The organism is Erwinia mallotivora, from assembly GCF_000590885.1.
GTDB classification, from domain to species: domain Bacteria; phylum Pseudomonadota; class Gammaproteobacteria; order Enterobacterales; family Enterobacteriaceae; genus Erwinia; species Erwinia mallotivora.
This window is the reverse complement of the sequence record NZ_JFHN01000063.1, coordinates 127859-152387: the sequence shown is the minus strand read 5'-3', so window position 1 is coordinate 152387 and position 24529 is coordinate 127859. Positions and strand designations below refer to the sequence as shown.

23 protein-coding genes and 3 tRNA genes are annotated in these 24529 nt (G+C 52.4%); 14 read left to right on the top strand and 12 right to left on the bottom strand.

From position 1 onward, the window contains the following. The first annotated feature begins 176 nt into the window (after positions 1-176). The 3 genes from BG55_RS16995 to BG55_RS16985 all read left to right on the top strand — a co-directional run bounded on the left by BG55_RS16995 (position 177) and on the right by BG55_RS16985 (position 2866). Positions 177-470: a co-chaperone GroES gene (locus BG55_RS16995; RefSeq protein WP_016190751.1), complete on the top strand. Its 294-nt coding sequence runs from the start codon at positions 177-179 to the stop codon at positions 468-470. 46 nt (positions 471-516) lie between these two features. Next, complete coding sequence (gene groL, locus BG55_RS16990) at positions 517-2172, top strand: chaperonin GroEL (protein ID WP_034939972.1); 1656 nt, start codon at positions 517-519, stop codon at positions 2170-2172. Positions 2173-2515: 343 nt separating this feature from the next. Further along, positions 2516-2866 carry a DUF4156 domain-containing protein gene (locus BG55_RS16985; RefSeq protein WP_034940039.1) on the top strand — a complete coding sequence of 117 codons (351 nt, stop codon included), beginning with the start codon at positions 2516-2518 and terminating at the stop codon, positions 2864-2866. Between the two features lie 87 nt (positions 2867-2953). Here BG55_RS16985 and epmB read toward each other — a convergent pair whose 3' ends face one another. Continuing rightward, positions 2954-3982: an EF-P beta-lysylation protein EpmB gene (epmB, locus tag BG55_RS16980; RefSeq protein ID WP_034939969.1), complete on the bottom strand. Its 1029-nt coding sequence runs from the start codon at positions 3980-3982 to the stop codon at positions 2954-2956. 41 nt (positions 3983-4023) lie between these two features. Here epmB and efp point away from each other — a divergent pair, with 41 nt between their 5' ends. The 3 genes from efp (at position 4024) to BG55_RS16970 (ending at position 5002) form a co-directional block, all read left to right on the top strand. Beyond that, positions 4024-4590, top strand: coding sequence for an elongation factor P (efp, locus tag BG55_RS16975; protein WP_034939967.1), 567 nt, complete (start codon positions 4024-4026; stop codon positions 4588-4590). Between the two features lie 55 nt (positions 4591-4645). Then, entirely contained in the window at positions 4646-4777 is a 132-nt protein-coding gene (locus BG55_RS22060) for an entericidin A/B family lipoprotein (RefSeq protein ID WP_071995050.1), read from the top strand. 90 nt (positions 4778-4867) lie between these two features. After that, positions 4868-5002, top strand: a complete 135-nt coding sequence (locus BG55_RS16970) for an entericidin A/B family lipoprotein (RefSeq protein ID WP_034939964.1) — start codon at positions 4868-4870, stop codon at positions 5000-5002. Between the two features lie 35 nt (positions 5003-5037). Here BG55_RS16970 and BG55_RS16965 read toward each other — a convergent pair whose 3' ends face one another. The 5 genes from BG55_RS16965 to frdA form a co-directional block, all read right to left on the bottom strand. After that, the gene (locus BG55_RS16965) at positions 5038-5562 is read right to left on the bottom strand and encodes a lipocalin family protein (protein WP_034939961.1); all 525 of its coding nucleotides are present in this window, start codon (positions 5560-5562) and stop codon (positions 5038-5040) included. Positions 5563-5636: 74 nt separating this feature from the next. Then, complete coding sequence (gene frdD / locus BG55_RS16960; RefSeq protein ID WP_034939958.1) at positions 5637-5990, bottom strand: fumarate reductase subunit FrdD; 354 nt, start codon at positions 5988-5990, stop codon at positions 5637-5639. Further along, entirely contained in the window at positions 5987-6391 is a 405-nt protein-coding gene (gene frdC, locus BG55_RS16955; protein WP_034939956.1) for a fumarate reductase subunit FrdC, read from the bottom strand. The genes frdD and frdC overlap by 4 nt, the downstream gene beginning before the upstream one ends. Before the next feature lie 10 nt (positions 6392-6401). Continuing rightward, complete coding sequence (locus BG55_RS16950) at positions 6402-7136, bottom strand: succinate dehydrogenase/fumarate reductase iron-sulfur subunit (protein WP_034939953.1); 735 nt, start codon at positions 7134-7136, stop codon at positions 6402-6404. After that, the gene (gene frdA / locus BG55_RS16945) at positions 7129-8913 is read right to left on the bottom strand and encodes a fumarate reductase (quinol) flavoprotein subunit (RefSeq protein WP_034939950.1); all 1785 of its coding nucleotides are present in this window, start codon (positions 8911-8913) and stop codon (positions 7129-7131) included. Before frdA ends, BG55_RS16950 begins: the two co-directional genes overlap by 8 nt. Positions 8914-9185: 272 nt before the next feature. On the opposite strand from frdA, the gene epmA reads away from it, so the two are divergent. Beyond that, positions 9186-10163 (top strand): elongation factor P--(R)-beta-lysine ligase, encoded by a 978-nt coding sequence (gene epmA / locus BG55_RS16940; protein ID WP_034939947.1) that lies wholly within the window; start codon positions 9186-9188, stop codon positions 10161-10163. A gap of 43 nt (positions 10164-10206) precedes the next feature. Here the strand turns inward: epmA and mscM are convergent, their stop codons facing one another. From mscM to rsgA, 3 genes are all read right to left on the bottom strand, one after another. Next, positions 10207-13542, bottom strand: a complete 3336-nt coding sequence (gene mscM / locus BG55_RS16935) for a miniconductance mechanosensitive channel MscM (protein ID WP_034939945.1) — start codon at positions 13540-13542, stop codon at positions 10207-10209. A gap of 10 nt (positions 13543-13552) precedes the next feature. Then, positions 13553-14452: an archaetidylserine decarboxylase gene (asd, locus tag BG55_RS16930; protein WP_034939942.1), complete on the bottom strand. Its 900-nt coding sequence runs from the start codon at positions 14450-14452 to the stop codon at positions 13553-13555. 105 nt (positions 14453-14557) lie between these two features. After that, positions 14558-15619, bottom strand: a complete 1062-nt coding sequence (rsgA, locus tag BG55_RS16925) for a small ribosomal subunit biogenesis GTPase RsgA (protein WP_034939940.1) — start codon at positions 15617-15619, stop codon at positions 14558-14560. A 96-nt stretch (positions 15620-15715) separates the two neighbouring features. On the opposite strand from rsgA, the gene orn reads away from it, so the two are divergent. After that, positions 15716-16261 carry an oligoribonuclease gene (gene orn / locus BG55_RS16920; RefSeq protein WP_034939938.1) on the top strand — a complete coding sequence of 182 codons (546 nt, stop codon included), beginning with the start codon at positions 15716-15718 and terminating at the stop codon, positions 16259-16261. A gap of 182 nt (positions 16262-16443) precedes the next feature. Continuing rightward, positions 16444-16519 (top strand) — tRNA-Gly (locus tag BG55_RS16915). A 417-nt stretch (positions 16520-16936) separates the two neighbouring features. Here BG55_RS16915 and BG55_RS16910 read toward each other — a convergent pair. After that, complete coding sequence (locus BG55_RS16910) at positions 16937-17386, bottom strand: winged helix-turn-helix domain-containing protein (protein ID WP_052018917.1); 450 nt, start codon at positions 17384-17386, stop codon at positions 16937-16939. A gap of 821 nt (positions 17387-18207) precedes the next feature. Beyond that, the gene (locus BG55_RS22895; RefSeq protein ID WP_160170873.1) at positions 18208-18372 is read right to left on the bottom strand and encodes a hypothetical protein; all 165 of its coding nucleotides are present in this window, start codon (positions 18370-18372) and stop codon (positions 18208-18210) included. Positions 18373-18822: 450 nt separating this feature from the next. On the opposite strand from BG55_RS22895, the gene BG55_RS16905 reads away from it, so the two are divergent. Together BG55_RS16905 and BG55_RS16900 are read left to right on the top strand one after the other, a co-directional pair. Next, positions 18823-18898 (top strand) — tRNA-Gly (locus BG55_RS16905). Positions 18899-19266: 368 nt separating this feature from the next. Beyond that, positions 19267-19342, top strand: a tRNA-Gly gene (locus tag BG55_RS16900). 307 nt (positions 19343-19649) lie between these two features. Here BG55_RS16900 and queG read toward each other — a convergent pair. Continuing rightward, complete coding sequence (gene queG / locus BG55_RS16895; protein WP_034939934.1) at positions 19650-20789, bottom strand: tRNA epoxyqueuosine(34) reductase QueG; 1140 nt, start codon at positions 20787-20789, stop codon at positions 19650-19652. Here queG and nnr point away from each other — a divergent pair. From nnr to amiB, 3 genes are read left to right on the top strand one after another with little or no spacing between them, the layout of a single operon-like run. Continuing rightward, positions 20788-22308 carry a bifunctional ADP-dependent NAD(P)H-hydrate dehydratase/NAD(P)H-hydrate epimerase gene (nnr, locus tag BG55_RS16890; RefSeq protein WP_034939932.1) on the top strand — a complete coding sequence of 507 codons (1521 nt, stop codon included), beginning with the start codon at positions 20788-20790 and terminating at the stop codon, positions 22306-22308. The two genes, queG and nnr, sit on opposite strands and share 2 nt — an antisense overlap. Then, on the top strand, positions 22308-22781 hold the full coding sequence (gene tsaE / locus BG55_RS16885; RefSeq protein ID WP_034939930.1) for a tRNA (adenosine(37)-N6)-threonylcarbamoyltransferase complex ATPase subunit type 1 TsaE: 474 nt from the start codon (positions 22308-22310) through the stop codon (positions 22779-22781). The genes nnr and tsaE overlap by 1 nt, the downstream gene beginning before the upstream one ends. Next, positions 22781-24454: an N-acetylmuramoyl-L-alanine amidase AmiB gene (gene amiB / locus BG55_RS16880; RefSeq protein WP_034939929.1), complete on the top strand. Its 1674-nt coding sequence runs from the start codon at positions 22781-22783 to the stop codon at positions 24452-24454. The genes tsaE and amiB overlap by 1 nt, the downstream gene beginning before the upstream one ends. Positions 24455-24529 lie beyond the last annotated feature (75 nt).

The window sequence follows — 24529 nt, the reverse complement described above, 5'->3', positions numbered from 1 at the left end:
TTAATGTGAAGCCGTGCGCAATATTTGTTCATTTGTGACACAGAAGAAAAAAAATTCTTTTTTTGCCCTTGAAAGCCCCTGCCGCTGTCCCTATCTCTTTCGTCACGAAACCGTGCCAGTGAGGCCCGGTGTTCATCCCAAAAGACAGATCTGGATTTCTCAAAGGAGAGCTATCAATGAAAATTCGTCCACTGCACGACCGTGTGATCGTCAAGCGTAAAGAAGTGGAATCTAAATCAGCTGGTGGCATTGTTCTGACCGGCTCCGCAGCAGGCAAATCAACACGTGCCGAAGTGCTGGCGGTGGGTAATGGTCGCATTCTGGAAAGTGGCGAAGTAAAACCACTGGACGTTAAAGTGGGCGACGTCGTTATTTTCAACGAAGGCTACGGTGCGAAAACTGAGAAAATCGACAACCAGGAAGTGCTGATCATTTCTGAAAGCGACATCCTGGCAATTGTTGAAGCCTGATTTGCACCTGACTCACTGAACGAAAAGAACTTAAGGGATATTTATAATGGCAGCTAAAGACGTAAAATTCGGTAATGACGCTCGCGTAAAAATGTTGCGTGGCGTGAATGTTCTGGCAGACGCGGTAAAAGTGACCCTTGGCCCGAAAGGCCGTAACGTGGTGCTGGATAAATCTTTTGGTGCACCTACCATCACTAAAGATGGCGTTTCTGTTGCGCGTGAAATCGAGCTGGAAGACAAGTTCGAAAACATGGGCGCACAGATGGTGAAAGAAGTTGCTTCTAAAGCCAACGATGCGGCAGGCGACGGTACCACCACGGCAACCGTTCTGGCTCAGTCAATCGTTAACGAAGGTCTGAAAGCCGTTGTTGCGGGTATGAACCCGATGGATCTGAAGCGCGGTATCGACAAAGCTGTGGTTGCTGCTGTTGAAGAACTGAAAAAACTTTCTGTTCCTTGCTCTGACTCTAAAGCTATCGCTCAGGTGGGCACCATCTCTGCTAACTCTGATGAGAGCGTGGGTACACTGATTGCCCAGGCAATGGAGAAAGTTGGTAAAGAAGGCGTTATCACCGTTGAAGAAGGCACCGGCCTGCAAGACGAGCTGGACGTGGTTGAAGGTATGCAGTTTGACCGTGGCTACCTGTCCCCTTACTTCATCAATAAAGCCGAAACCGGTGCAGTTGAGCTGGAAAGCCCGTTCATTCTGCTGGCCGACAAGAAAATCTCCAACATCCGTGAAATGCTGCCGGTACTGGAAGCGGTTGCTAAAGCCGGTAAACCTCTGCTGATTATTGCAGAAGATGTTGAAGGCGAAGCACTGGCAACGCTGGTGGTCAACACCATGCGTGGCATCGTGAAAGTGGCTGCGGTGAAAGCACCAGGTTTCGGTGACCGTCGCAAAGCCATGCTTCAGGATATCGCGGTACTGACTGGTGGTACTGTTATCTCTGAAGAGATCGGTATGGAACTGGAAAAAGCCACCCTGGAAGACCTGGGCCAGGCTAAACGTGTTGTGATCAACAAAGACACCACCACTATCATCGATGGTGTGGGTGAAGAAGCGACTATCTCTGGCCGTGTGACTCAGATCCGCCAGCAGATTGAAGAAGCAACTTCTGACTACGACCGTGAAAAATTGCAGGAGCGTGTGGCTAAACTGGCAGGCGGCGTGGCCGTGCTGAAAGTGGGCGCAGCAACTGAAGTTGAAATGAAAGAGAAGAAAGCGCGCGTTGAAGATGCTCTGCATGCAACCCGTGCTGCGGTTGAAGAAGGCGTGGTTGCCGGTGGTGGTGTTGCGCTGGTGCGCGTTGCTGCGGTGCTTGCAGGCCTGACCGGTCAGAACGAAGATCAGAACGTGGGGATCAAAGTTGCCCTGCGTGCGATGGAAGCGCCTCTGCGTCAGATCGTCTCCAACGCCGGTGAAGAGCCTTCCGTTGTTGCTAACAATGTTAAAGCGGGCGAAGGCAACTACGGTTATAACGCGCAGACTGAAGAATACGGCAACATGATCGACTTCGGTATCCTGGATCCAACCAAAGTTACCCGTTCTGCTTTGCAGTACGCCGCATCCGTTGCGGGTCTGATGATCACCACTGAATGCATGATCACCGAACTGCCGAAAGGCGATGCGCCTGACTTAGGTGCAGGCGGTGGTATGGGCGGCATGGGTGGAATGGGCGGCATGGGCGGCATGATGTAATCCCCCCCACCTTGCTAAGAACAAACCCTCTGTCTCTGACAGGGGGTTTTTCTTTTTGCGGGGAAAATAGTATAAAAGCCTGTCCCAACGGGCGTGTATTGTTGTAGTCACTCTGGAGACGGACAGCGCGGAACAACCGGAGCGTACAGCTAGTACGGGAGGATTGTGAGCACTGCCCAGGTTCAAAATGGCAAATAAAATAGCCTGGTGGGCCTGGCGCTAAGTTAGCGCGTAACAACAGACCTGAATAATACTCTGACAGCTGGCTGAGCAATGGATGCTTACGTAAAAACCGGGACGTTCGGTACGATCAGGAACTCTGATGATAATAATGGGGATAAAAATGCGGATTAACATTTTGCTGGGAGTTTCAGTCGCGGCGATGCTGCTGGCAGGCTGTAGCAGCTCCAAAACGCTCAGTCCTGCGGGAGAGCGAGTGACCTTTACCGACAAACAACCTGCCGCCGGTTGTCAGTTGCTGGGTAATGTGACCGGTGCACAAAGTAACTGGTTGAGTGGCGCTGGCGGCGGTGAAAGCAGTTCCCTGCGTGGTGCGGCAAATGACCTGCGTAACCGGGCTGCGGAAATGGGCGGTAATGTGATTTATGGCGCAACCAGCCCCACCCAAACTATCTGGTCAAGCTTCGCACCGCTGGACAGCAAAATGAGCGGCCAGGTCTACAAATGCCCGTGATAAACCGGGCAGGCTGAATGGATGTTTAAGGGGCGAATCAATCTGCATTCGCCTCTGCAGATTGCCGGGCACACAATTTTAGGTGGTTCAGACCTGACGCAACTGCAAATCAAGCGGCGTTTTTGCCGGCTCTCCGCCAATCTCTCTGGCCAGCTTCGGAACCAGATAGCCAGAAACCTGCCCTAACAGTTCGCGCATAATCCTTCGCGCTTCATCATCAGAAACCCAAAAATGTGCCGCGCCCTGCACCTTATCCAGTACATGCAGGTAGTAGGGCAGCACGCCTGCATCAAAGAGGGCATTACTCAGCGCAGCAAGGATACTGGCCTGGTCGTTGATGCCACGCAGCAGAACGCTTTGATTCAGTAGCGTCACCCCGGCGCGTTTTAACTGTTGCAGAGCGTCCCTCAGCTCGTCACCAATTTCCTGCGCATGGTTGATATGTGTTACCAGCAGCACTTGCAGACGGGACTGCGCCAGAAGCTGACACAGCGACAAGGTGATACGACTGGGGATCACCACCGGCAGCCTGCTGTGAATACGTAGCCTCTTAATATGTGGGATCTGTTCCAGTTCAGCTATTAACCAGCTCAGCTCGGCATCTTTCGCCATTAACGGATCGCCGCCGGAGAAAATAATCTCATCCAGTTCGGGCTGGTGTCGGATATACTCCAGCGCCTGATGCCAGTTGCGCTTGTTGCCCTGGTTATCAGAGTAAGGAAAATGGCGGCGGAAACAGTAGCGACAATTAACGGCGCAGCCGCCTTTAACCAGTAACAGCGCACGGTTACGATATTTATGTAACAAACCCGGCACAACGCTGCTCTGCTCATCGAGTGGATCGGTGCTGTAACCCGGAGCATCAATAAATTCCTCACGGGCGGTGATCACCTGAAGCAGGAGAGGATCTTGTGGATCGCCTTTTTGCATTCTGGCGGCGAAGGCGCGCGGTACCCGCAAGGCAAAAAGGCGGCGCGCATCACTGCCCATCGCCAGCGTCGGGTGCGAATCGAGGCCTAAAAGTTGCAGTAATTCATTTGGATCGGTGATTACATCTGCAAGTTGATGCAACCATTCTTCTCGCGAAGGGATGTTTAGGGTTACAATGTCTGCCATTTTTTTGGCTAAGTACCAGTATTAAATTGTAGAGGGCCTTTATGGCGACTTATTCTAGCAACGATTTCCGTCCCGGTCTTAAAATCATGTTCGAAGGCGAACCTTACGCTGTCGAATCAAGTGAGTTCGTCAAACCCGGCAAAGGCCAGGCATTTGCTCGTGTGAAAATGCGTCGTCTGCTGACCGGTTCCCGCGTTGAGAAGACCTTTAAGTCTACCGATTCGGCTGAAGGTGCTGACGTAGTGGATACCAACCTGAACTACCTGTACAACGACGGTGAGTTCTACCATTTTATGCATCCTGAAACTTTCGAGCAGCACCCTGTTGAAGCTAAAACCGTAGGTGATGCGGCGAAATGGCTGCTCGACAACGCCGAATGTATCGTGACCCTGTGGAATGGTAAGCCTATTCAGGTATTGCCCCCCAACTTCGTCGAGCTGGAAGTTGTGGATACCGATCCAGGTCTGAAAGGGGACACGGCTGGTACTGGCGGTAAACCTGCCACCCTCTCTACGGGTGCCGTGGTCAAAGTGCCCCTGTTTGTGCAGATTGGCGAAGTGATCAAAGTTGACACCCGTTCTGCTGAATATGTCTCTCGCGTAAAATAAGCGCATGATCGGGCCTGTTCTCAGGCCCTTTTTACGGCTATGTGGGTCTGAGCAGATGACGAAGCGGATACTCTTTATCGCAGTGGCAATGATGATCTCCAGCGCGCTGAGCGCTTGTAACACTTTTCATGGCTTTGGTGAGGATGTTCAGCATCTGGGCGGTGCTATTTCGCACGCCGCCAGCTGAACACTTTTACTGTACGCAATGTGCGCGTCCGACCAAATTACAGCTATGCTTTAGTTGCTGTATCTTACTTCTGGTTAAAAGGACATTGTCATGTTGAAGAAAAGTATTGTGGCTATCTTTTCCGTTCTGGTGCTCTCATCCGCGCTGACTGCCTGCAACACCACGCGTGGTGTGGGTGAAGATGTATCAGCCGGTGGTCGTGCCATTCAGCGCAGCGCTCAGTAGCAAAACGCCGGTGCTTTCATCGCACCGGCGTTATCTCACTTCTGTGTTACCCAAATCAATTTAGTCACGTCAAACCCGGCCTGTCGGGCCTGTGTGAGCAGCTGTTCTTTGACCTGCTCCGGCAGCTGTGGCTGTCGCGAAAGGATCCACAGATAATTGCGATTCGGACCGCAGACCAGTGCATACTGATAGTCTTTGTCCAGCGCTATCACGTTGTAGCCACCATAAAACGGACCAAAAAACGACACCTTAAGTGATGCCCGGCTGGGTGATGCCGTAAAGTAAGCTTTACCCGTGCTTTCCTGCCAGCGCTGTTTTTTGACGTTATAGCCACGATTTACCACCTTCAGGCCACCGTCGTCGCGCTTGCTGTAGGTCGCCGTCACCTGTTCCAGACCGCGCTCAAAGCTGTGGTCGAGCCTGGCGATTTCGTACCAGCTACCCAGATAGAGCGAGGCGTTAAATCCTTCGATGGGGACGACGCCTTTCGGCGGGGTGGTGCTACAGGCAACGGAAAGCAGTGCGCCAGCGCCTGCGGCCAGCATTTTCCACAGAGACATAAGCTATTCCTTTATTATTGAACAGCCTGAGTATAGGTGTTTTTCACCCAGGCGGCAGGCGTGCCGCCTGAGATTTACAGGGTTAACACGCCGATGGCGGCAACGACGGTCAGAATGGCGGCCAGCCCGTAAAATACCCATTTGCCAGCCGGGATGTGGATTTTCAGATCGTGCATGGCGTGATGAAGACGGTGGAGCGCGCACCATAAGGGCAGCACAATAGCGAGAAAAATCAGCCCCCGGCCCGGCCAGCTCCCGGCAAAATCCAGAATGCGTTCGTAGCTCAGCGCCTGCCTGCCAACACCCAGCGGCAGCAGCACACCAATAAGCAGCACCAGCACCGGAGAAACGATGGCTGCCCACATGCCACCGGCACCAAACAGGCCCCAGAACAGCGGTTCATCAGAACGGGTAGTGGTTGTTTTCATCGTACCTCCTGGAGAAAAGTCGCGATCAGCACGACAACGCTGACGACGATCGTTACTGCCCACAGCGCTTTAATGATCGGTTCCGGCGATAGTTTTTTATCACCAATAACGATTACCGCCGCTTTCGGTGCCAGCTCAAACCAGGTTTTACTGTGCAGCAGTGCCGCCGCCAGTGAGAAAATATTCAGCAGCAGTACCACCGGGTGCTGAAGGAAGGTGACAAAACCCTGCCAGCTTTCTGCGCCATGCTTAAGTGCAAACAGCCCGCTAATCAGCTCAATGCTGAACCACAGCGCCGGAATGGCGGTGCCCTCCCGCAGCATGTAAAAACGGTAAAAGCCCGATTTTTGCCACCAACTGGCGGCCATCGGGCGATGATAAGCATTACGTTTGGTGGTCATCACGCGCTCCTTACTGAGGCCTCAGGGTTGCAATCATAAAGTCTTTGGCACTTTCAACTTTGCTCTGTTGGATGGCAGCCGCCGGATCGGCGTGTTTCGGACAGACTTCCGAGCAGTAGCCGACAAAGGTGCAGGGCCAGACGCCATTGTCGCTGTTCAGCAGGGGCATACGCTGACGCTTGCCGCGATCACGGCTGTCTAGGTTATAGCGGTGGGCGAGGGTGATGGCCGCAGGGCCAATAAATTCCGGATTCAGGCCAAACTGTGGACAGGCCGCATAACACAGCCCGCAGTTGATACAGCTGGAAAACTGATGGTACTTCGCCATTTGTCCCGGCGTCTGCTTGCCCGGCCCACGGCTGGCATCCTGATGGCTGCCGATAATATAAGGTCTGATGGCTTCCAGACTCTCAATAAAGCGGCTCATATCGACGACCAGGTCGCGTTCGACTGGAAAGTGAGCCAGCGGCTCGACACGCATTCCGTTCGGGTAATGACGCAAAAAGGTCTTACAGGCCAGCTTCGGCACGTTGTCGACCATCATGCCGCAGGAGCCGCAAATAGCCATCCTGCATGACCAGCGATAAGAGAGATCAAACGCCAGATTGTCTTTGATATAGCCCAGCGCATCGAGCAGTGAGGTCTGTTCGTCCCACGGCACATCGAAAAATTCGCTGCGCGGGACCTTGTCTGTTTCCGGGTTGTAGCGCTGGATTTCAATTTTACAGCGAGGTAGTTCAGACATGCTGACTGCTCTCCTTACTTTCTGCTTCGGCACCGTAGACACGTTTTGCCGGTGGCAGACGGGTAATGTTGACCTCGTCCCAGGCAATGGTGGGTGCGCCCTGTGGATTGAAGAAACTGAGAGAATGTTTGAGAAAATGCGTGTCGTCGCGTTGTGTGCAGCCTTCATCAAGCCGCTGATGCGCGCCACGGGACTCTTTACGCTGGAAGGCAGAATGGGCCATGCATTCAGCGACATCCAGCCCGTGGCCCAGCTCAATGCTGTAAAGCAACTGGGTGTTGAAAACGCTTGAGGTATCGCTGATGCGTACCCGGCTGAAACGCTCTTTCAGCTCGGCCAGTTTATTGATGGTTTTTTCCATCAGCTCCGGGGTGCGATAGATGCCGCAGCCTTCTTCCATAGTCTGGCCCATCTCATCGCGAAGCCGGGACCAGCTTTCGTCCCCCTGTTGGTTAACCAGCCCTTTCAGCCGCCGTTCACAGTCTCTGGCCTGGGCTTGCAGGCTGGTCGTCGCGGTTTTGTTGTTTTCCAGCGCCCGTGCGGCGGCAGTCTCTCCGGCCAGTCGCCCGAAGACCACCAGTTCAGCCAGCGAATTAGAACCAAGACGATTGGCACCGTGCAGTCCCACCGAGGAACATTCACCCACTGCAAACAGGCCGCGGATCCGGGTTTCACACCGGGCATCGGTTTCGATGCCACCCATCGTGTAGTGTGCCGTGGGACGGATGGGAATGGGGCTGGTAACCGGATCGACGCCAACGTAGGCTTTACTCAATTCGCAAATAAACGGCAGGCGCTCCTGTAGTTTCTTCTCTCCAAGATGGCGGAGGTCAAGATAAACCACTTCACCACGCGGGGTATGGATGGTGCGTCCCTTCTGCGATTCGTGCCAGAAAGCCTGAGAAACTTTGTCCCTTGGTCCCAGCTCCATATATTTGTTTTTAGGTTGGCCGAGAGGCGTTTCCGGGCCAAGGCCGTAATCCTGTAAATAACGATAGCCATCCTTATTCACCATGATGCCACCTTCGCCGCGACAGCCTTCGGTCATCAGAATGCCAGAGCCTGGGAGGCCGGTGGGGTGATACTGCACAAACTCCATATCACGAAGCGCAATACCATGACGTAAAGCCATCCCCATACCGTCCCCGGTGACAATGCCGCCGTTGGTGTTGTAGCGATAGACCCTTCCTGCGCCGCCGGTTGCCAGTACCACCGCGCCCGCATGGATCTGTAGCAGGGTTCCCTCCATCATATTCATCGCTACCAGCCCGCGAGCCTGCCCCTCATCCACCAACAGGTCGAGGACAAAATGCTCATCAAAGCGGGTGATTTGTGGATATTTCAGCGAGGTCTGGAACAGCGTGTGCAACATGTGAAAGCCGGTTTTGTCGGCGGCGAACCAGGTTCGTTCGATCTTCATACCGCCAAAACGCCTTACGTTAACCGACCCATCCGGGCGACGGCTCCAGGGGCAGCCCCATATTTCCAGCTGAGCCATCTCCTGCGGGCAGTGTTCGACAAAATAGTCCACCACATCCTGCTCACAAAGCCAGTCACCCCCTGAAACCGTATCCTGAAAGTGCAGATCAAAACTGTCATGATCCTGGGTGACCGCAGCAGAACCGCCTTCTGCCGCTACGGTGTGGCTGCGCATAGGATAAACTTTGGAAACCAGAGCAATAGCCAGGGTTGGGTTTGCTTCAGCCGCGGCGATAGCTGCGCGGAGTCCCGCCCCGCCAGCGCCGACAATCACCAGATCGGCAGTATAAGTTTGCACGATGTTCTTCCTGTCAGAATAGAGGATGAGGGGAAAGTCCCCTGTTTCCGGGGTGGACAGTATAAGACTGCCGGTTAACTGCAAACTTGATGTGCTCAGGTATTTGCGTGCGAAATAAGCGTCAAAAATACGATCGTTCCTGCGTTTTTTACCGCAGCGCGTCGCTTGCTGCGCAGGCGATAAACGACGATGCTTAATTTATCCACACAGATTTGTTTGTCGCTGCCTGCTCGGGTAGACTGCTTCACCCTGCTAAATGAGGAGTAGAAACTATGAGCGATACGGCCAGTTGGTTGCCGAGCGCGCCCATCGCCAATTTATTAAAACGGGCGGCAATTATCGCTGAAATACGGCGCTTTTTTGCCGATCGTGGGGTGCTGGAAGTAGAAACCCCGGCGATGAGTCAGGCGACTGTGACCGATATCCATCTGTTTCCTTTTCAGACGCGCTTTGTGGGTCCGGGAGCCGCTGACGGCCTGGATCTCTATCTGATGACCAGCCCGGAATACCATATGAAGCGTCTGCTGGCTGCGGGCAGTGGCCCCATTTTCCAGCTGTGCCGCAGTTTTCGTAATGAAGAAGCCGGACGCCATCACAATCCCGAATTCACCATGCTGGAATGGTATCGGCCGCATTACGATATGTACCGGTTAATGAATGAAGTGGACGATCTGCTTCAGCAGGTGCTGGAATGTGCCCCGGCGGAAACGCTTTCCTATCAGCAGGCGTTTATCCGTCATCTGGAGATTGATCCGCTGTCGGCCGATAAGGCCCAGCTGCGCGAGGTAGCCGACAGGCTGGGCGTGGGCGACCTGGCTAACCGGGAAGAAGATCGCGATACCCTGCTGCAACTGCTGTTTGTCATCGGGGTTGAACCACAGATTGGTAAAGAAAAGCCGGCCTTCGTTTATCACTTTCCGGCAACTCAGGCGGCCCTGGCGGAGATCAGTACGGAAGATCATCGGGTAGCTCAGCGTTTTGAGGTCTATTTCAGGGGAATGGAATTAGCCAATGGTTTTCGTGAACTGACCGACAGCCGCGAACAGCGCCAGCGTTTTGAGCAGGATAACCGCAAACGCGCCGCCCGTGGTCTGCCTCAGCAGCCGATTGACAGCTATCTGCTTGACGCCCTGGCGCATGGTATGCCGGAGTGCTCCGGTGTGGCGCTGGGGGTGGATCGCATGGTGATGCTGGCACTGAAAGCGTCACAGCTCAGTGAGGTGATCGCGTTTTCAGTCGATCGCTGTTGATGGTGAGCCGCTCAGGGATAATGCTCTCCCTGAGCCAGCCGCCTTACAACCCACCCGAGCGATAAGTTCGGGCAGCAGGTGCTGCCGGGTTAGTCGCTACTTTGCGGCCGATTGTTTCCATTCTTACCTGGAATGGTGGGAACGGCATTTCCAGACCCTGTTCCTGATAGCCGCGCAGTATCAACTGATGCAGATCGTGGCGCAGTGGCATACGGTGTCCCATTTCTGCGGCATGAATGCGCAATTCGAATAACTGAATTCCCTGTTGTAAATCAACCAGCCAGGCCTCCGGCTGCGGGACATCCAGCACATACTGGCAACGTTCTGCGGCGGTCAGCAACACCCTGGTGACTTCTTCGCTGTCAGCCTCCGCCGCAGCCGGAATGGTCAGCACCACCCTGGTGACCGAGTCAGAAAGGGACCAGTTAATAAACTGTTCGGTGATAAAGGCCTTGTTCGGCACAATAATCTCTTTACGGTCCCAGTCGGTAATGGTGGTGGCACGGGTATTGATACGCGTGATGCTACCGGTCAGATCGCGGATGGTCACGGTATCGCCGATGCGAATGGGTTTCTCAAACAGAATAATCAGGCCGGAAATAAAGTTGGCGAAAATCTCCTGCAAACCAAAGCCCAGCCCGACACCCAGTGCGGCGACCAGCCATTGCAGCTTCGACCAGTCGATGCCGATCATTGAGAAGCCCATCAGACCACCGAACAGGATCAGCAGATATTTGGTGACGGTGGTGATGGCATAGCCGGTGCCGGGGGTCAGATTAAGGTGTTGCAGCAGAGCCAGCTCAAGCAGGGCGGGCATATTTCTCACCAACTGGGTGGTGATGATCAGCACCAGAATGGCGATCAGCACTGAGCCGAGCGTGATGGGTTGCAGACTCTCCACGCCCTGTACGGTGGTGCTGACATCCCACAGATTAATATTCTCCAGAAAGCCGAAGGCGGAGTGAATTTCTGACCACAGAACGATAACTGACACCAGCGCAATCAGCGTCAGGATTGAGCGAACCAGGCGCAGCGACTGGGCGCTGATGGTATCCAAATCGACAACCGGCTCATCCATATCCGGCACATCAGAGTTATGCTGGGCGGCGATAACATCCTCTTCGCCCCTGGCGCGTTGAGCAAGAATGTCTGCCCGACGTGTTCGCGCCCTGTCAAAGGCAATTCGTCGCCGTTGGATCAGCATCCAGCGGCGAATGATGTGGTAAATCACCAGCAACAGAAACCAGATGGCGACCGAGGTTTCCAGTCTTGCCAGCAGCGCCTGTGCGGTTGCAAGGTAACCGGTACAGGATGCCAGTGCGGCAATCAGCGGGATGCCAATCAACAAATTCCACAGCACATTACTGATAAAGTTCTGACCATTGCCCTCTTTATCGAGGTACAGCGGGATACCGGCGCGTTTCAGGCTGATAGTGACCAGACTCAGTGCGCAGCAAATGAGAATGAAGCAGAGTCTGCCCAGCGTAGCGGAGAACTGCCGGTCTTCCAGATTATCAAAGCTAATCAGCAACATAATCAGCGGCACGACAAAGCCGACGCACAGGCTGTAAAAACGCATCGCTCTGGCAACCCGGTTTTGCTGCCAGCGGAAATGAACAATAAACAACCCCTTCTGGCGGGCGAATCCGGCACTGATCATAAAGGCCCACAGCAGAGGCACGGTAGCCGTCACGCCGTCGCCGATCGCGACGGCAATCGGGTAAGGCCAGGCGTGTTGCAGACCGTAGCCCAATGCCATCCACAGCACCGGCAGGGGAAGGGCCACCAGAATTGACCAGAACACGGTGCGCAGGGTCAGCGCAAATTTATCCTGAGTGACCTTGCCAACTTTACTGGCTGAGCGGTTAAGGAAGTCACGATAGTGGCGACGTGAACTGAGACTGAAGCCGACCAGCAACAGAGCGCCAAGGATCGGCAATATGGTTTCCTGGCTGGTAGACATCATCACCAGCGCGCCACCCAGCTGCCCAAGGGTGTCCAGGGACAGCAGGGTTTTCAGATCGCGCATCACATCCAGTGGAAAGCTGAGACTCAATGGGCTGACATCCGCCGTCCAGAACAGGTAGCGGTGGGTGGCTTCCCGCACCTCGCGCAAGGCATCCTGTAACTGACCATTCGACACTTTCAGCTTGGTCACTTCGAGGATCAGATTGTCGCTGCCGGAGAGGAGCGATCCGAGCAGTTCGCGCTGGGTTTTGATCTGCGCGGTGAGGATCCTGCGTTGATCACTGGTTAGCGGACTACCGTCATCCTGTCTGGCCATCAGCAGCTGCTGCTGCCGTTCCAGCAGATCTTCATAATGCAGACGTTGCACGCGCAGCTGGCCCATTTCACTGTCCAACTGCTGCGACTTGGGCATTTCCGGTAGCCGGGCGACCTGTGCACGCAGCGCCTCACCCAGCACATTAGAAACGCCCAGCCACTGTGACTGCTCGCGAAGGGTATCCAGCGCCTGGCGGACCTGCATGGTCTGATTTACCGCCGTGCGCTGCTGTGAAACCACCAGACTCATCTGCTGAGCCTGTTGGTTCAGCGCTTCGGACAACTCGCGGTTGATGCGAAACTGTTTGCTGATATTTTCAGGCAGGTCGCCGCTGTTTTCTGCCAGCTGCTCGGTTTTCTCCAGAGCCTGCTCGGCTTCCTGCTGACGGCGGCTGTTAAGTTGGTTGCGCAGCTCCTGTAATCCGCTGTCCAGCTGGCTGGCTCGCTGCTGATGATACTCGCTGCGCATACGTGCCAGTTCCTGGCGGTTGTTAGCCGAAAGCTGTGCCAGCTCCAGCTCATCCACCCGCGCCTTTCTGGCTGCCGACTCCGCCTGACGGGCAGCTAGTTGCGCTTGCGCCAGTGGGGTCGCGGCGGGTGGTTGTCCCTGAAGTCGCCGTTCAATCTCGTTAAGCGCACGCCTGGCTTCAGTCTGTTGTTGAGGCAACTGCGCCAGCGAATCGCTGATATCCCTGACGTGGTCCTGTTCCTGCTGCGACAATCGCCTCTCTTCCAGCAACTGACTGCTCACCTGAAGGATCTCCTGATCCAGTTCAGAGGCGGTCATCGTGCTGCGCACCGTTTTTGGGCTGTCGGCCAGGGCGGTTATCTGCTGCCGTAGTTCGCGAGACAGTTTGGGGAAGTTGTCGATGATTTGCTGATAATCACTGGCGTTAGCCTGCGATTTTTGTAGTTCATCCAGCCAGTTGAGCGCTGACTGTAAGCTTTCTACAATTTCCGCCTGATTTGGCGTGTTTTTATTGGCTTGCGTTTCTTCAAGCGTCTGTTTGAGCTGTGCTGCGGTGGGGACGGCGGCGGCACAGACGGGCTGGTACAGTGCCCAGCCCAATAACATAACCAGTATCAGACGTAACATGGTGGCTCTGCTACGGGTGGTGCAGGACGCTTGAAGCCTGCTCCTTATGTACCCCGGTTGCCAGGGTCTGACCACAGCGGGTTTCACTCTCTGCTGCCAGATGCTCTGCCAGCTTCACTTTACCCGGCGCGAAGAGATTGATCACCGTTGAACCCAGTTTGAAACGCCCCATTTCCTGGCCTTTCAGCAGCACAACCGAACCTTCTTCTTCTGCACCAGGCCAGCTCCAGCGTTTGATTATGCCTTCACGCGGCGGCGTCACCGTGCCAGCCCAGACAGTTTCGATGCTGCCTACAATAGTGGCGCCCACCAGAATTTGTGCCATCGGACCAAATTCGGTATCAAACAGGCAGATAACACGCTCATTGCGGGCGAACAGATTTGGAATATTCTGCGCGGTCAGCGGATTGACCGAATAGAGATCGCCAGGTACGTAGATCATTTCGCGCAGGATACCGTTGCAGGGCATGTGCACGCGGTGATAATCACGCGGCGCGAGATAGGTGGTGACAAATTCACCGTCGCGAAACAGCTCGCTGATGGCTGCATTACCCGCCAGCAGTGCTTCCAGTGAGTAAGTGTGGCCTTTCGCCTGGAACAGTTGATCGCCAGCAATTTTACCAAGCTGACTGATTGCGCCATCTGCCGGCTGTACCAGCAGGTTGGGATCGGTTTCTATCGGACGCACGTCGTCGCGTAGCGGGCGGACAAAAAAATCATTAAACGTACGGTAGCTGGCGGTGTCGGGCTTTTGCGCCTCGTTCATATCCACCTTGTAAAACCAGACAAAAATATCAATTACGGCTTTCGTTAACCAGCCGCCGCGCTTGCTTGCGCCCCATCCGGCCAGTTCAGTAAGGCCTTTTTTGGGCAGAACAGAATTCAGTCCAAGTTTCAGACGATCCAACACAATAGCCTCCTGGCTTGGTAAGCATGCAAAGATATAAGGGTGCGGATTGTAACAGCGCCGGTGCATTCGGGCTATGGCTGTGCAGCGAACCGGACAGGCCTGTTTTTAATCACTGTTTTCTGCAAAACTGCGCCGCGTCTTGAGCTGCATCTCTGACATGCTTTCCAGAATGCGGTGGTAATTATCAAAACGCGACTCATCGATATCACCGCGCTCAACGGCTTCACGGATGGCGCAGCCAGGGTCGGTATCATGTTTGCAGTCGCGGAATTTGCAGTGACCGGCGAACTCCCGGAATTCGACAAATCCACGGGTAATTTGTTCCGGTTCCAGATGCCATAAACCAAACTCACGCACTCCCGGAGAGTCGATCACATCGCCACCATGAGGAAAATGATAGAGGCGGGAGGCCGTGGTGGTGTGCTGGCCCAGACCTGAGACATCCGACACTTCATTAGTGAGAATCTCGTTGGTGCCTGGTTCCAGGCCCAACAGGGCGTTGAGCAGGCTGGATTTACCGACGCCAGACTGGCCTGCAAAAATGCTGACATTGCCCGTCAGCGCTTCTTCCAGATCTTGCAGACCATTTTTTTGTTGGCTTGACACCATCAGCACGCGATAGCCAATCTTGCGATAGATAGCCATTTGCTCATCCACAAACTGGCGGCCTTCTGCATCAAGCAGGTCAATTTTGTTCAGCACCAGTAGCGGCCTGATATCCAGCGTCTCACTTGCCACCAGATAGCGATCGATGATGTTGAGCGACAGCTCAGGCAGGATTGCCGAGACAATCACAATCTGGTCTATATTGGCCGCAATGGGTTTTACGCCGTCGTAAAAGTCCGGACGCGTCAGAACAGAGCTGCGTTCATGAACCGCTTCGACGATGCCCTTTGCCGTAGTGCCCTCCTGCAAACCCGGACGCCAGCGCACGCGGTCGCCGGTTACCAGTGAGCGGATGGTGCGGCGAATATTACAGCGGTGATTGACGCCATTGTTATCCTCCACATCGGCATGCATGCCAAAGCGGCTGATGACCACGCCATCCTGCGCATCGCCAAACAGGCTGTCATCGGGTTCAGGCTTATCGTTTCGCTGTTTCAGGCGGCGCTCGTGGTTGGCACTGACACGGCGTTGCTGACCTTTGGACAGTTTGTTTTTACTCACTCTTCCTCACACGGCTTGTCAGACTTCGCCCTGACAGGGCAAAACGTTTATGATACACGCTAACGTTTGATGATATAAGCCACGGCGAGAGACTCTATGACTGCAAATGCCAGTAATTTGATTTGGATTGACCTTGAAATGACCGGGCTGGATCCGGAAAGGGATCGCATTATTGAGATTGCCACGCTGGTGACGGATGCCGACCTGAATATTCTGGCGGAAGGGCCGGTTTTTGCGGTACACCAGTCTGATTCACAGCTGGCGTTGATGGATGAGTGGAATGTGAAAACTCACACCAACAGTGGGCTGGTCGCTCGGGTGAAGGCCAGTGAATATGATGATCGTGCCGCTGAGCTGGCGACAATTGAATTTCTGAAGCAATGGGTGCCAGCGAACAGCTCACCAATCTGTGGTAACAGCATCGGGCAGGATCGCCGTTTTCTGTTTAAATATATGCCGGAGCTGGAGGCCTGGTTCCATTATCGCTATCTGGATGTCAGCACCCTGAAAGAGCTGGCCCGCCGCTGGAAGCCGGAAATCCTGGCAGGCTTTAAAAAGCAGGGCACGCATCAGGCTATGGATGATATTCGTGAATCGGTAGCTGAACTGGCTTACTATCGCGAGCATTTTATTCAGTCGTAGTTGATCAAATGGTACGATTTGCCAGATTTTGCGGCAGAGTGCTGAAAATGACAGCACTTTGCTGATTTAAACAGCAAATGAAACCAAGTCAGGATAAAAATTTACTTGCGGTGTTGCAGGGGGATGATTTTTTCGTATAATGCGCACCCCATAACGACACGCTTTTCTAAGCGTCGTACCAAGCGGGAATAGCTCAGTTGGTAGAGCACGACCTTGCCAAGGTCGGGGTCGCGAGTTCGAGTCTCGTTTCCCGCTCCAGTTTTACACAAGCACCAGTAGCCACTCTCCTGACTGAACTACCCTCTTTTTTATAGTTAATGCCATATTGTTTCAGTTGCCAGATTGAATAATCTGCATTGTTACTCCCTCTCTTCTGTATGACCACCAGTAAGCCGGTTAATCAGGCTCAATATCATTTTCATCTTCGTCCATACATCAATTTAAAATATTGCCGGTTATTATCTTTCGTTGAGTCTTTTCTGATGACCACTGGCCGCCGGGTGGGTGACATGCATTTACCCGGACCGACAGGAAAAATGAAAAATTTTCCTGCAACTGACCTGCTAAGAAAGAGACAACCAATAGTTACCATGTTGATGTTGCACAGGGTTTAGTTATCGCCTCTTTATCCAGAAAAGAATAAAGAGGTCATCGATTTGTATTCTGTTGCCGTATTTACTGGGTCAGGAACTTTACAAGGTTTTTACACAATTTTTTGATGCCATTATCAGGAATTGCTGACATGGCTAACGTCTCTTCCAGTAACACTGATTCAGTGACTTTAGTTACTTTTACATCATTATTAATCGTCCACCCCTGGCGAGGCAATGTTTGAATAATATTCTGCTTAAACCCGGCATTCTTTAACTGTTTACGAAGCTCTGAAATGGTTTGGTACAGTGTATTGGGTGTGACTTCTTTTCCCTGACTCTCCCACCCTGCTTCATACAATGATTTATGAGAGACAACCTTGCCGACATTGGTTATTAGCAGGAAAAGACATCGTGACGCAGTGCTGTACAGGGTGTTTTCATCCCTGCTTTCACAGTTAATGAGCCGATTTTTATCGGGTATAAAATCGACAATATTGTTAATGCAATAACTGGTGACTTTAGTATTTTCCATAGTGTTAAACATCCTTAAAGAGGTTAATCCAAAAATTCCAAAAAAGAACTGGTACAGATTAAGGAGGCCTGATGTGTATGTGCCATTTTGTACTGTATGTAGCGGAACCGCACGATATCGGTTCTCAAGTGCGTTCTTGACGACGATAATTATTATCGACAATTTATCGCTAAAGTTAAGTTGAAATTGCTTAATTAAGTTTTCTCTTTAGCAGACACTTTATGATTGTGAGGCGAGGTTGAGAGACAGAATTTGTAATCTTATGTTAGGTTTTGTAGCGTAACAGGATTTATTTGCAGGCTAAGCATATTTTAAAAAAATTTGGCATCACTGCACTTCTTATTGATATTCATGGTGATGTCAGAATTACACCAGAAAAATATATGTCGCATGTTTTCTTGTTGTTACTTTATTTGGTGTTGTTTCTTTCAAAATAGCAGTATTGAAAAAATGACTGGCAATACAAAAAAAGACAAATGAATTAATAAAAATAATAAAAAACAATTAAATTTACCTTTGGGTCCATTTTTTTCTTTACTGAAAATTTTAATTTTTTGCATGGCGGTCTTTCAGATTTGGCCTGATTTTTTTATTATGTAGGTATTGCCGAATGGACTTCACTGTAATGCTGCGAAGAGTCAGAATAATCGCTCTCAACACAACTGGTAAACAAGCCGAACAGGGAGATTGCAAGTCAGCTGAATTAATTCAAAGCCTGCTTATCTGAAATTAAGGAGGTGACTGTCTGTGATAAAGCCAACAACATCAGTGAGCCTGACTTCATCAGGACACGCCATTACTGGATTTGTACTTTCAGAATATCAGTATTTAACCTGAAATTTTTTAATAAAACGCCACAACATTTTATCATCGGGTGGTTCGGGCTTGTCACTACTGGCGGTATTAATCCCCAGGGTGCCAGCGATAGGGTATTTTAAGCGATCACCTCTGAACCCACGCACAGAATTACGCTGTTCCTGATTCACATGGTACTCCTGATGGTACAGGGCAGTGCTACTCATCCTGGAGTGAACACCTCCTGACGCACGAAGGCGACCGGAAATTTTTCAACTCAAAATAAGGTATTTTCGCTGGATAACCCAGCCGGTCACATTGCAAATGCAGGCGGTTCTGCCAGCAAGGGCAGATGATCAACTATCTGAACAGCATGGTTTTTATAATGCCACTGTATATGTAATCTTATCTCTGATGTGCCGGGGATATCGGGCACTTTTTGTGTTTATAAAGCGGTAACTGTATGCCGGAAACGGTTTCAGTTTATCTCACAGTAATGAAAGAAAAAGCTTGTCACCGGGATGTAATCAGTCCATAATGCCACCCGTTCCGTTGTTGCAGGAATGCAAATTCTTATAAATCAGTAAGTTATATTAAATTTGCGTTACGGAAGTAATAAGCAACGTTACATGCCTTTCTTTGCGGGAATAGCTCAGTTGGTAGAGCACGACCTTGCCAAGGTCGGGGTCGCGAGTTCGAGTCTCGTTTCCCGCTCCAGATTTTCTTTGCAGACAGCCTTCTGCACACCCCTGCACAAAAATTACTGTCATGAAACTGTCAGCCGTCTGATCTTCTCCCTTGTTTCTTCTCGCTTATTCACGCGTGAATATTCAGAGTCAGGGTGTGTCATCAACTGACTGCTGAAGTTGGTGTTACCCCATTGTTGGCAATAAGCAGTATAAAAGGAGTGGGGCGGTGAAAAAATAAACGGCAGAATTGTCCTGCAATCTTTCTTGTATTAAGAGGTTGCTAAGGCCCAGGGTTTAGTCCATAATGCACACCATCTTACGGCGGTGGATTTGGATAAACTTGTTGTTTATCAATAAAATACATCAAATCCGGTCTGTAACAGCACTCCTTATTAAGCGGGAATAGCTCAGTTGGTAGAGCACGACCTTGCCAAGGTCGGGGTCGCGAGTTCGAGTCTCGTTTCCCGCTCCAGTTTTAAAAACTCTCCGTTTCCTGATAATCGTTACCCACAACAATAATATTGCCAGGTATTTTAACGCTCATCGACATTCTTCAACAGAGTTATCCACAGATAATCCAGCTCTGAGTTGAATGGCCTGCATACACATTTTTTTACGTTTTATTCGTAATTTATTGTTTTTAATAAAATAAATAATATTTCAAATTGTCGTTCAGATCGCTTGTACTTTCTGTGACGATTGAATGACAACAACTTTTTATTTTTATGCACAGCGTGTGGAAAACGGTAGCGCCTGATGATGACAAGGGTAGAATCGCGTCAGGCATCTCTTGTTAAGCCTTTTTCAATTGCCCTGACCAGCCGTTTTTGTTGTCCACTTTGCATTTCAATCGCATTTTCAGCACGAGCTGCTTTCTGGCGTGCCAGCGCCCAGAGGATATGCTCATCCAGCATGGCGTTTTCACCGAGTCTGCTGTTAAGAACCGCAATATTCTCAACCGACCAGGGAGCATTTCCCAGCGCCACTGCGACGTTACGTAACCAGCGAAGATGCCCGATGCGGCGGATAGCAGAACCTTCTGTGACGCGTAAAAAGGTTGCTTCATCCCAGGCGAACAACTCGGTTAACGGCGGAGAATGCAGTACGGCTCGCGGGCTGAAGTCATCCTCATCGGTCAGCTGCCCATAGCGGTTCCACGGACAAATCAGCTGGCAGTCATCGCAGCCGTAAATACGATTGCCAATCAGCGGCCGGAACTCTTGCGGAATACTCCCCTCCAACTCAATTGTCAGATAGGAAATACAGCGCCTGGCATCAATAACGTAAGGCTCGACGATGGCTCCGGTCGGGCAGGTAGTGATACAGGCGACGCAACGCCCACACTGCTCCTGCTGGGGGGTATCGACAGGCAGCGGCAGGTTGATTAACAGTTCACCAAGAAAGAACCAGGATCCCGCTTCGCGGTTAAGGACCAGCGAATGTTTACCGGTCCAGCCAAGTCCGGCTTTCACTGCCAGTGGCCTTTCCATGACGGGTGCTGAATCGACAAAAGGGCGGAACTCTGCGTTTTCACAGTGTTCACGAATCAGATCCCCAAGCTTTTTCAGGCGATTGCGTAATACTTTGTGGTAATCACGGCCCAGCGCATAACGGCTGACATAGCCAAGCTGAGGATTTTTTAAGGTACGTGCAAAAGCGGCTTTGGCTGGAAGATAATTCATTCTTACGCTAATCACCCGCAGGGTACCAGGTTGCAGTTCATGGGGGCGGGCGCGCATCATGCCATGTCGTGCCATCCAGGCCATCTCACCATGATATTGCTTTTCCAGCCAGGCCTGTAGACGCGGTTCTTCCAGGCTTAAATCGGTATCACAGATACCTACCTGCTGAAAGCCAAGCTGTTGCCCCCACTGTTTAATATTTCGGGCAAGTTGATGAAGATCGAGAGGATGCGACATGAATAACCTGAGCCAGCACAATAACCCACTAAGTTTACCCTATTCCGTCTGGCCTGTAGAGGCGATAGCGCAACTTGAGCGAGATGCTGCTGATGCGTTTGGGCTAACGTTGTATGAGCTGATGCAGCGTGCGGGCGAGGCGGCTTTCAGCCATATCCGTAGCCTGTGGCCAGACAGTCAGCACTGGTTGATTCTCAGCGGGCACGGTAACAACGGCGGAGATGGCTTTGTTATCGCCCGTCTTGCTTTGGCCGCTGGGATGCATGTCACGCTCGTTGCCTGTGAAGGGAGCAAACCATTGCCTGAAGATGCGCAGCGTGCGCGTGATGCCTGGCTGGCGGCGGGTGGGGTAATTCACGATCCCTCTGTTATCTGGCCGGAAAAAGTTGAGGTGATCGTTGATGCGCTGCTGGGAACCGGTCTGAATAAGGCCCCTCAGGGAGCGTATCAGCAGTTGATTAAGCAGGCCAATGCGCATCCCGCCCACGTTTTTTCTGTGGATATCCCCTCAGGATTGAGCGCGGCTGACGGAACGGCACCAGGCGAGGTCATTACAGCTGCACATACCCTGACTTTCATTGCCCTGAAAGCGGGTCTGCTTACCGGTAAAGCCCGCGATTATGTTGGCAGGCTGCACTACCATGCGCTGAATCTGGAGCGCTGGCTGGCGAGCCAGGTCGCGCCGTTCGCCCGTTATGACGCTTCATCTCTGACCCACTGGCTTTCGCCACGCAGGCCGACCTCACATAAAGGCGACAACGGTAAACTGGTGATTATCGGTGGCGATCACGGGACTGCGGGCGCAATACGTCTGGCCGGTGAGGCTGCATTGCGTGCAGGTGCTGGTTTAGTGCGAGTGCTCACTCACAAACAAAATATTGCACCGCTGCTGACGGCACGTCCGGAGTTGATGGTGCATGAACTGAGCAACCCGGCTATTGAAGAGGCGCTCGAATGGGCTGATGTTATCGTCATTGGCCCCGGCCTTGGGCAGGGTGAATGGGGGAAAAATGCCCTGAAAAAGGTAGAAAACTCTCAGAAACCCATGCTTTGGGATGCTGATGCGCTCAACCTGCTGGCAATCAGTCCCGATAAACGTCAAAATCGCATTATTACGCCACATCCGGGCGAAGCGGCAAGGCTGCTTAACCTCAGTATCAGTGAAATTGAGAGTGATCGCTTACTTTCTGCACGTAGCCTGGCGAAACGTTATGGCGGTGTGGTGGTACTGAAGGGAGCCGGGACACTGATTGCCAGTGAGGCGGGACAACTGGCTTTTGCCGATGTGGGGAATGCCGGGATGGCTGCGGGTGGCATGGGGGACGTTCTCTCCGGTATTATCGGCAGCCTGATCGGGCAAAAACTCTCACTGTATGATGCCGCCTGTGCCGGATGTGTCGTTCACGGTGCTGCGGCGGAAGAAGTGTCAAAACGGACGGGTCAGCGAGGCATGATTGCCAGCGATCTGTTTTCCGAACTGTATCTGTTTGTCAATCCAGAGACGTTGAATCAAAAATAATGAATACCTGCGTAATGACATTGCCCGATGAGGCCGCCACCCTTGCTTTAGGGGCCAGCCTCGCCCGCGTCAGTAAAGGTGGCGTAACGCTTTATCTTTATGGCGATCTTGGTGCAGGAAAAACCACTTTCAGCCGTGGTTTTCTGCAAGCACTTGGGCATCAGGGAAACGTAAAAAGCCCGACTTATACGCTGGTGGAACCTTATAACCTTCCTGAACATCGGGTATATCATTTCGATCTTTATCGTCTGGCTTCCCCGGAGGAACTTGAGTTTATGGGGATTCGCGATTATTTCGCCGACGACAGCCTTTGCCTGATTGAATGGCCGCAGCAGGGAGCCGGGATTTTGCCCACGCCCGATATCGAACTGCACCTCAGCTACCACAATCGGGCGCGCCAGGCCGAGTTGAGAGCCTGTTCAGCCGTGGGTGAAATGATGATGCGACAGGTTGTGATGGAAAAGGGCTGTTAATGATGTTGCGGATGAAGTTTGGTTTTTTACTGGTACTGATACTGGCGACTTTTTCGAGTCTGGCGGCAAATCTTGCTGATATTAAGGTGGCAAACGGCAACAACCAGGCAACGGTAACCCTCAGTTTCAATGGTCAGCCGGTATATGGTTTTTTCCCGTTGCATAACCCAAATCGGGTCGTGCTGGACATTCGTCAAAGTGGCGTTGTGAAGGGCCTGCCGCTGACGTTCAGTGGCGAGAACATTGTTAAACGCATCCGTTCAAGCCAGCCTAAAGACAATCAGAGCATTCGTCTGGTGTTTGAGCTGACTCAGCCTGCTAAAACCCGAGCGGTGACACAGCGCCAGGGCAGTAGTTATAACGTCGTATTCACCATTAGTGGAACTCAGCCAGTAAAAGCTTCATCAGCGCCGGCTGAAGTCAGCTCTGTTTCCCGTCCGGCATCCTCTGCGCCTGCGGAAAATCCTTTCAAGGGTAATCCTGTCACCGCAGTGACCAGCGGCGACCGCGTTGTGGCACCGGGACGGAGCGCTCGTTCGGCCAATGATGTGGTAATCGTGGCTATTGATGCCGGCCATGGCGGGCAGGACCCCGGCGCGATTGGGGCCGGTGGCCTGAAGGAGAAAAATGTCACTATTGCCATTGCCCGTAAACTTAAGGCATTGCTGAATGACGACCCCATGTTTAAAGGCGTGATGACCCGTGATGGTGACTATTTCATCTCTGTGATGGGCCGTTCTGATGTGGCACGTAAACAAAATGCTAATCTGCTGGTGTCAATTCATGCCGATGCCGCCCCTAACCGCAGCGCTTCCGGTGCATCGGTATGGGTATTGTCCAACCGCCGCGCTAACAGTGAGATGGCGGGGTGGCTGGAACAGCATGAGAAGCAGTCAGAGCTGTTAGGTGGTGCGGGTGACTTGCTGGCGAACAGTCAGGCGGATCCTTACCTCAGCCAGGCGGTACTTGATTTGCAGTTCGGCCACTCCCAGCGGGTTGGTTATGATGTGGCGGTAAAAGTCATCGCCCAGCTTCAGCGTGTTGGTGCACTGCACAAGCGCCGACCAGAACACGCCAGTCTGGGCGTATTGCGTTCGCCGGATATCCCTTCATTGCTGGTGGAAACCGGTTTTATCAGTAACCCTTCGGAGGAGCGACTGCTCGGCAGTAGCGCTTACCAGCAGAAGATTGCCGAGTCGATTTATAAAGGACTCCGTAACTACTTCCTGGCGCATCCGCTGCAATCTGTCCCAAAGGAGGAAAACCGGCCGTTGCAGTCCGCAGCGGTGGTTAACGTTGAAACTAACCCTGCTCCGGTGAACACGCAATATTCTGGGGTGGTTAGCCGCCATGTGGTAAAACGCGGGGAAACGTTGTCAGGGATTGCGGCCCATTATGGCGTCAGCACCGCAACGTTGCGTGGCATGAATACGTTGAAAAATGATGTGGTCTGGGTAGGCCAGCGGTTGAAAGTACCTGCGGGCAGCAGCATATCCAAAGCTGCCAGTGTGTCGCAGGCGAAAAAACCTGTCAGGCATAAAGTGGTTCGAGGGGATTCGCTAACGGCGATCGCGGCGCATTATGGCGTCAGCCCAAAGGCGATTCAGCAGGCAAATAATATGAAGTCGCAGAACGTCATGCTGGGGCAGACGTTGATTATTCCGGCCTCGTAATCGGGTGGGATCTGGCTGCCATTGATATCCGGAATGACCGATTCTCTGTCTCATTATTGAACAGCAAGGAATTTC

Bases quoted from the DNA above. Each gene is read 5' to 3' on its own strand.
- efp (WP_034939967.1), top strand. From the start codon at position 4,024: ATGGCGACTTATTCTAGCAACGATTTCCGTCCCGGTCTTAAAATCATG.
- nnr (WP_034939932.1), top strand. From the start codon at position 20,788: ATGAATAACCTGAGCCAGCACAATAACCCACTAAGTTTACCCTATTCC.
- BG55_RS16995 (WP_016190751.1), top strand. From the start codon at position 177: ATGAAAATTCGTCCACTGCACGACCGTGTGATCGTCAAGCGTAAAGAA.
- frdC (WP_034939956.1), bottom strand. From the start codon at position 6,391: ATGACCACCAAACGTAATGCTTATCATCGCCCGATGGCCGCCAGTTGG.
- BG55_RS16910 (WP_052018917.1), bottom strand. From the start codon at position 17,386: ATGGAAAATACTAAAGTCACCAGTTATTGCATTAACAATATTGTCGAT.
- amiB (WP_034939929.1), top strand. From the start codon at position 22,781: ATGATGTTGCGGATGAAGTTTGGTTTTTTACTGGTACTGATACTGGCG.
- epmB (WP_034939969.1), bottom strand. From the start codon at position 3,982: ATGGCAGACATTGTAACCCTAAACATCCCTTCGCGAGAAGAATGGTTG.
- BG55_RS16950 (WP_034939953.1), bottom strand. From the start codon at position 7,136: ATGTCTGAACTACCTCGCTGTAAAATTGAAATCCAGCGCTACAACCCG.
- orn (WP_034939938.1), top strand. From the start codon at position 15,716: ATGACTGCAAATGCCAGTAATTTGATTTGGATTGACCTTGAAATGACC.
- BG55_RS16970 (WP_034939964.1), top strand. From the start codon at position 4,868: ATGTTGAAGAAAAGTATTGTGGCTATCTTTTCCGTTCTGGTGCTCTCA.
- tsaE (WP_034939930.1), top strand. From the start codon at position 22,308: ATGAATACCTGCGTAATGACATTGCCCGATGAGGCCGCCACCCTTGCT.
- BG55_RS22060 (WP_071995050.1), top strand. From the start codon at position 4,646: ATGACGAAGCGGATACTCTTTATCGCAGTGGCAATGATGATCTCCAGC.
- BG55_RS16985 (WP_034940039.1), top strand. From the start codon at position 2,516: ATGCGGATTAACATTTTGCTGGGAGTTTCAGTCGCGGCGATGCTGCTG.
- groL (WP_034939972.1), top strand. From the start codon at position 517: ATGGCAGCTAAAGACGTAAAATTCGGTAATGACGCTCGCGTAAAAATG.
- BG55_RS16965 (WP_034939961.1), bottom strand. From the start codon at position 5,562: ATGTCTCTGTGGAAAATGCTGGCCGCAGGCGCTGGCGCACTGCTTTCC.
- queG (WP_034939934.1), bottom strand. From the start codon at position 20,789: ATGTCGCATCCTCTCGATCTTCATCAACTTGCCCGAAATATTAAACAG.
- mscM (WP_034939945.1), bottom strand. From the start codon at position 13,542: ATGTTACGTCTGATACTGGTTATGTTATTGGGCTGGGCACTGTACCAG.
- epmA (WP_034939947.1), top strand. From the start codon at position 9,186: ATGAGCGATACGGCCAGTTGGTTGCCGAGCGCGCCCATCGCCAATTTA.
- frdD (WP_034939958.1), bottom strand. From the start codon at position 5,990: ATGAAAACAACCACTACCCGTTCTGATGAACCGCTGTTCTGGGGCCTG.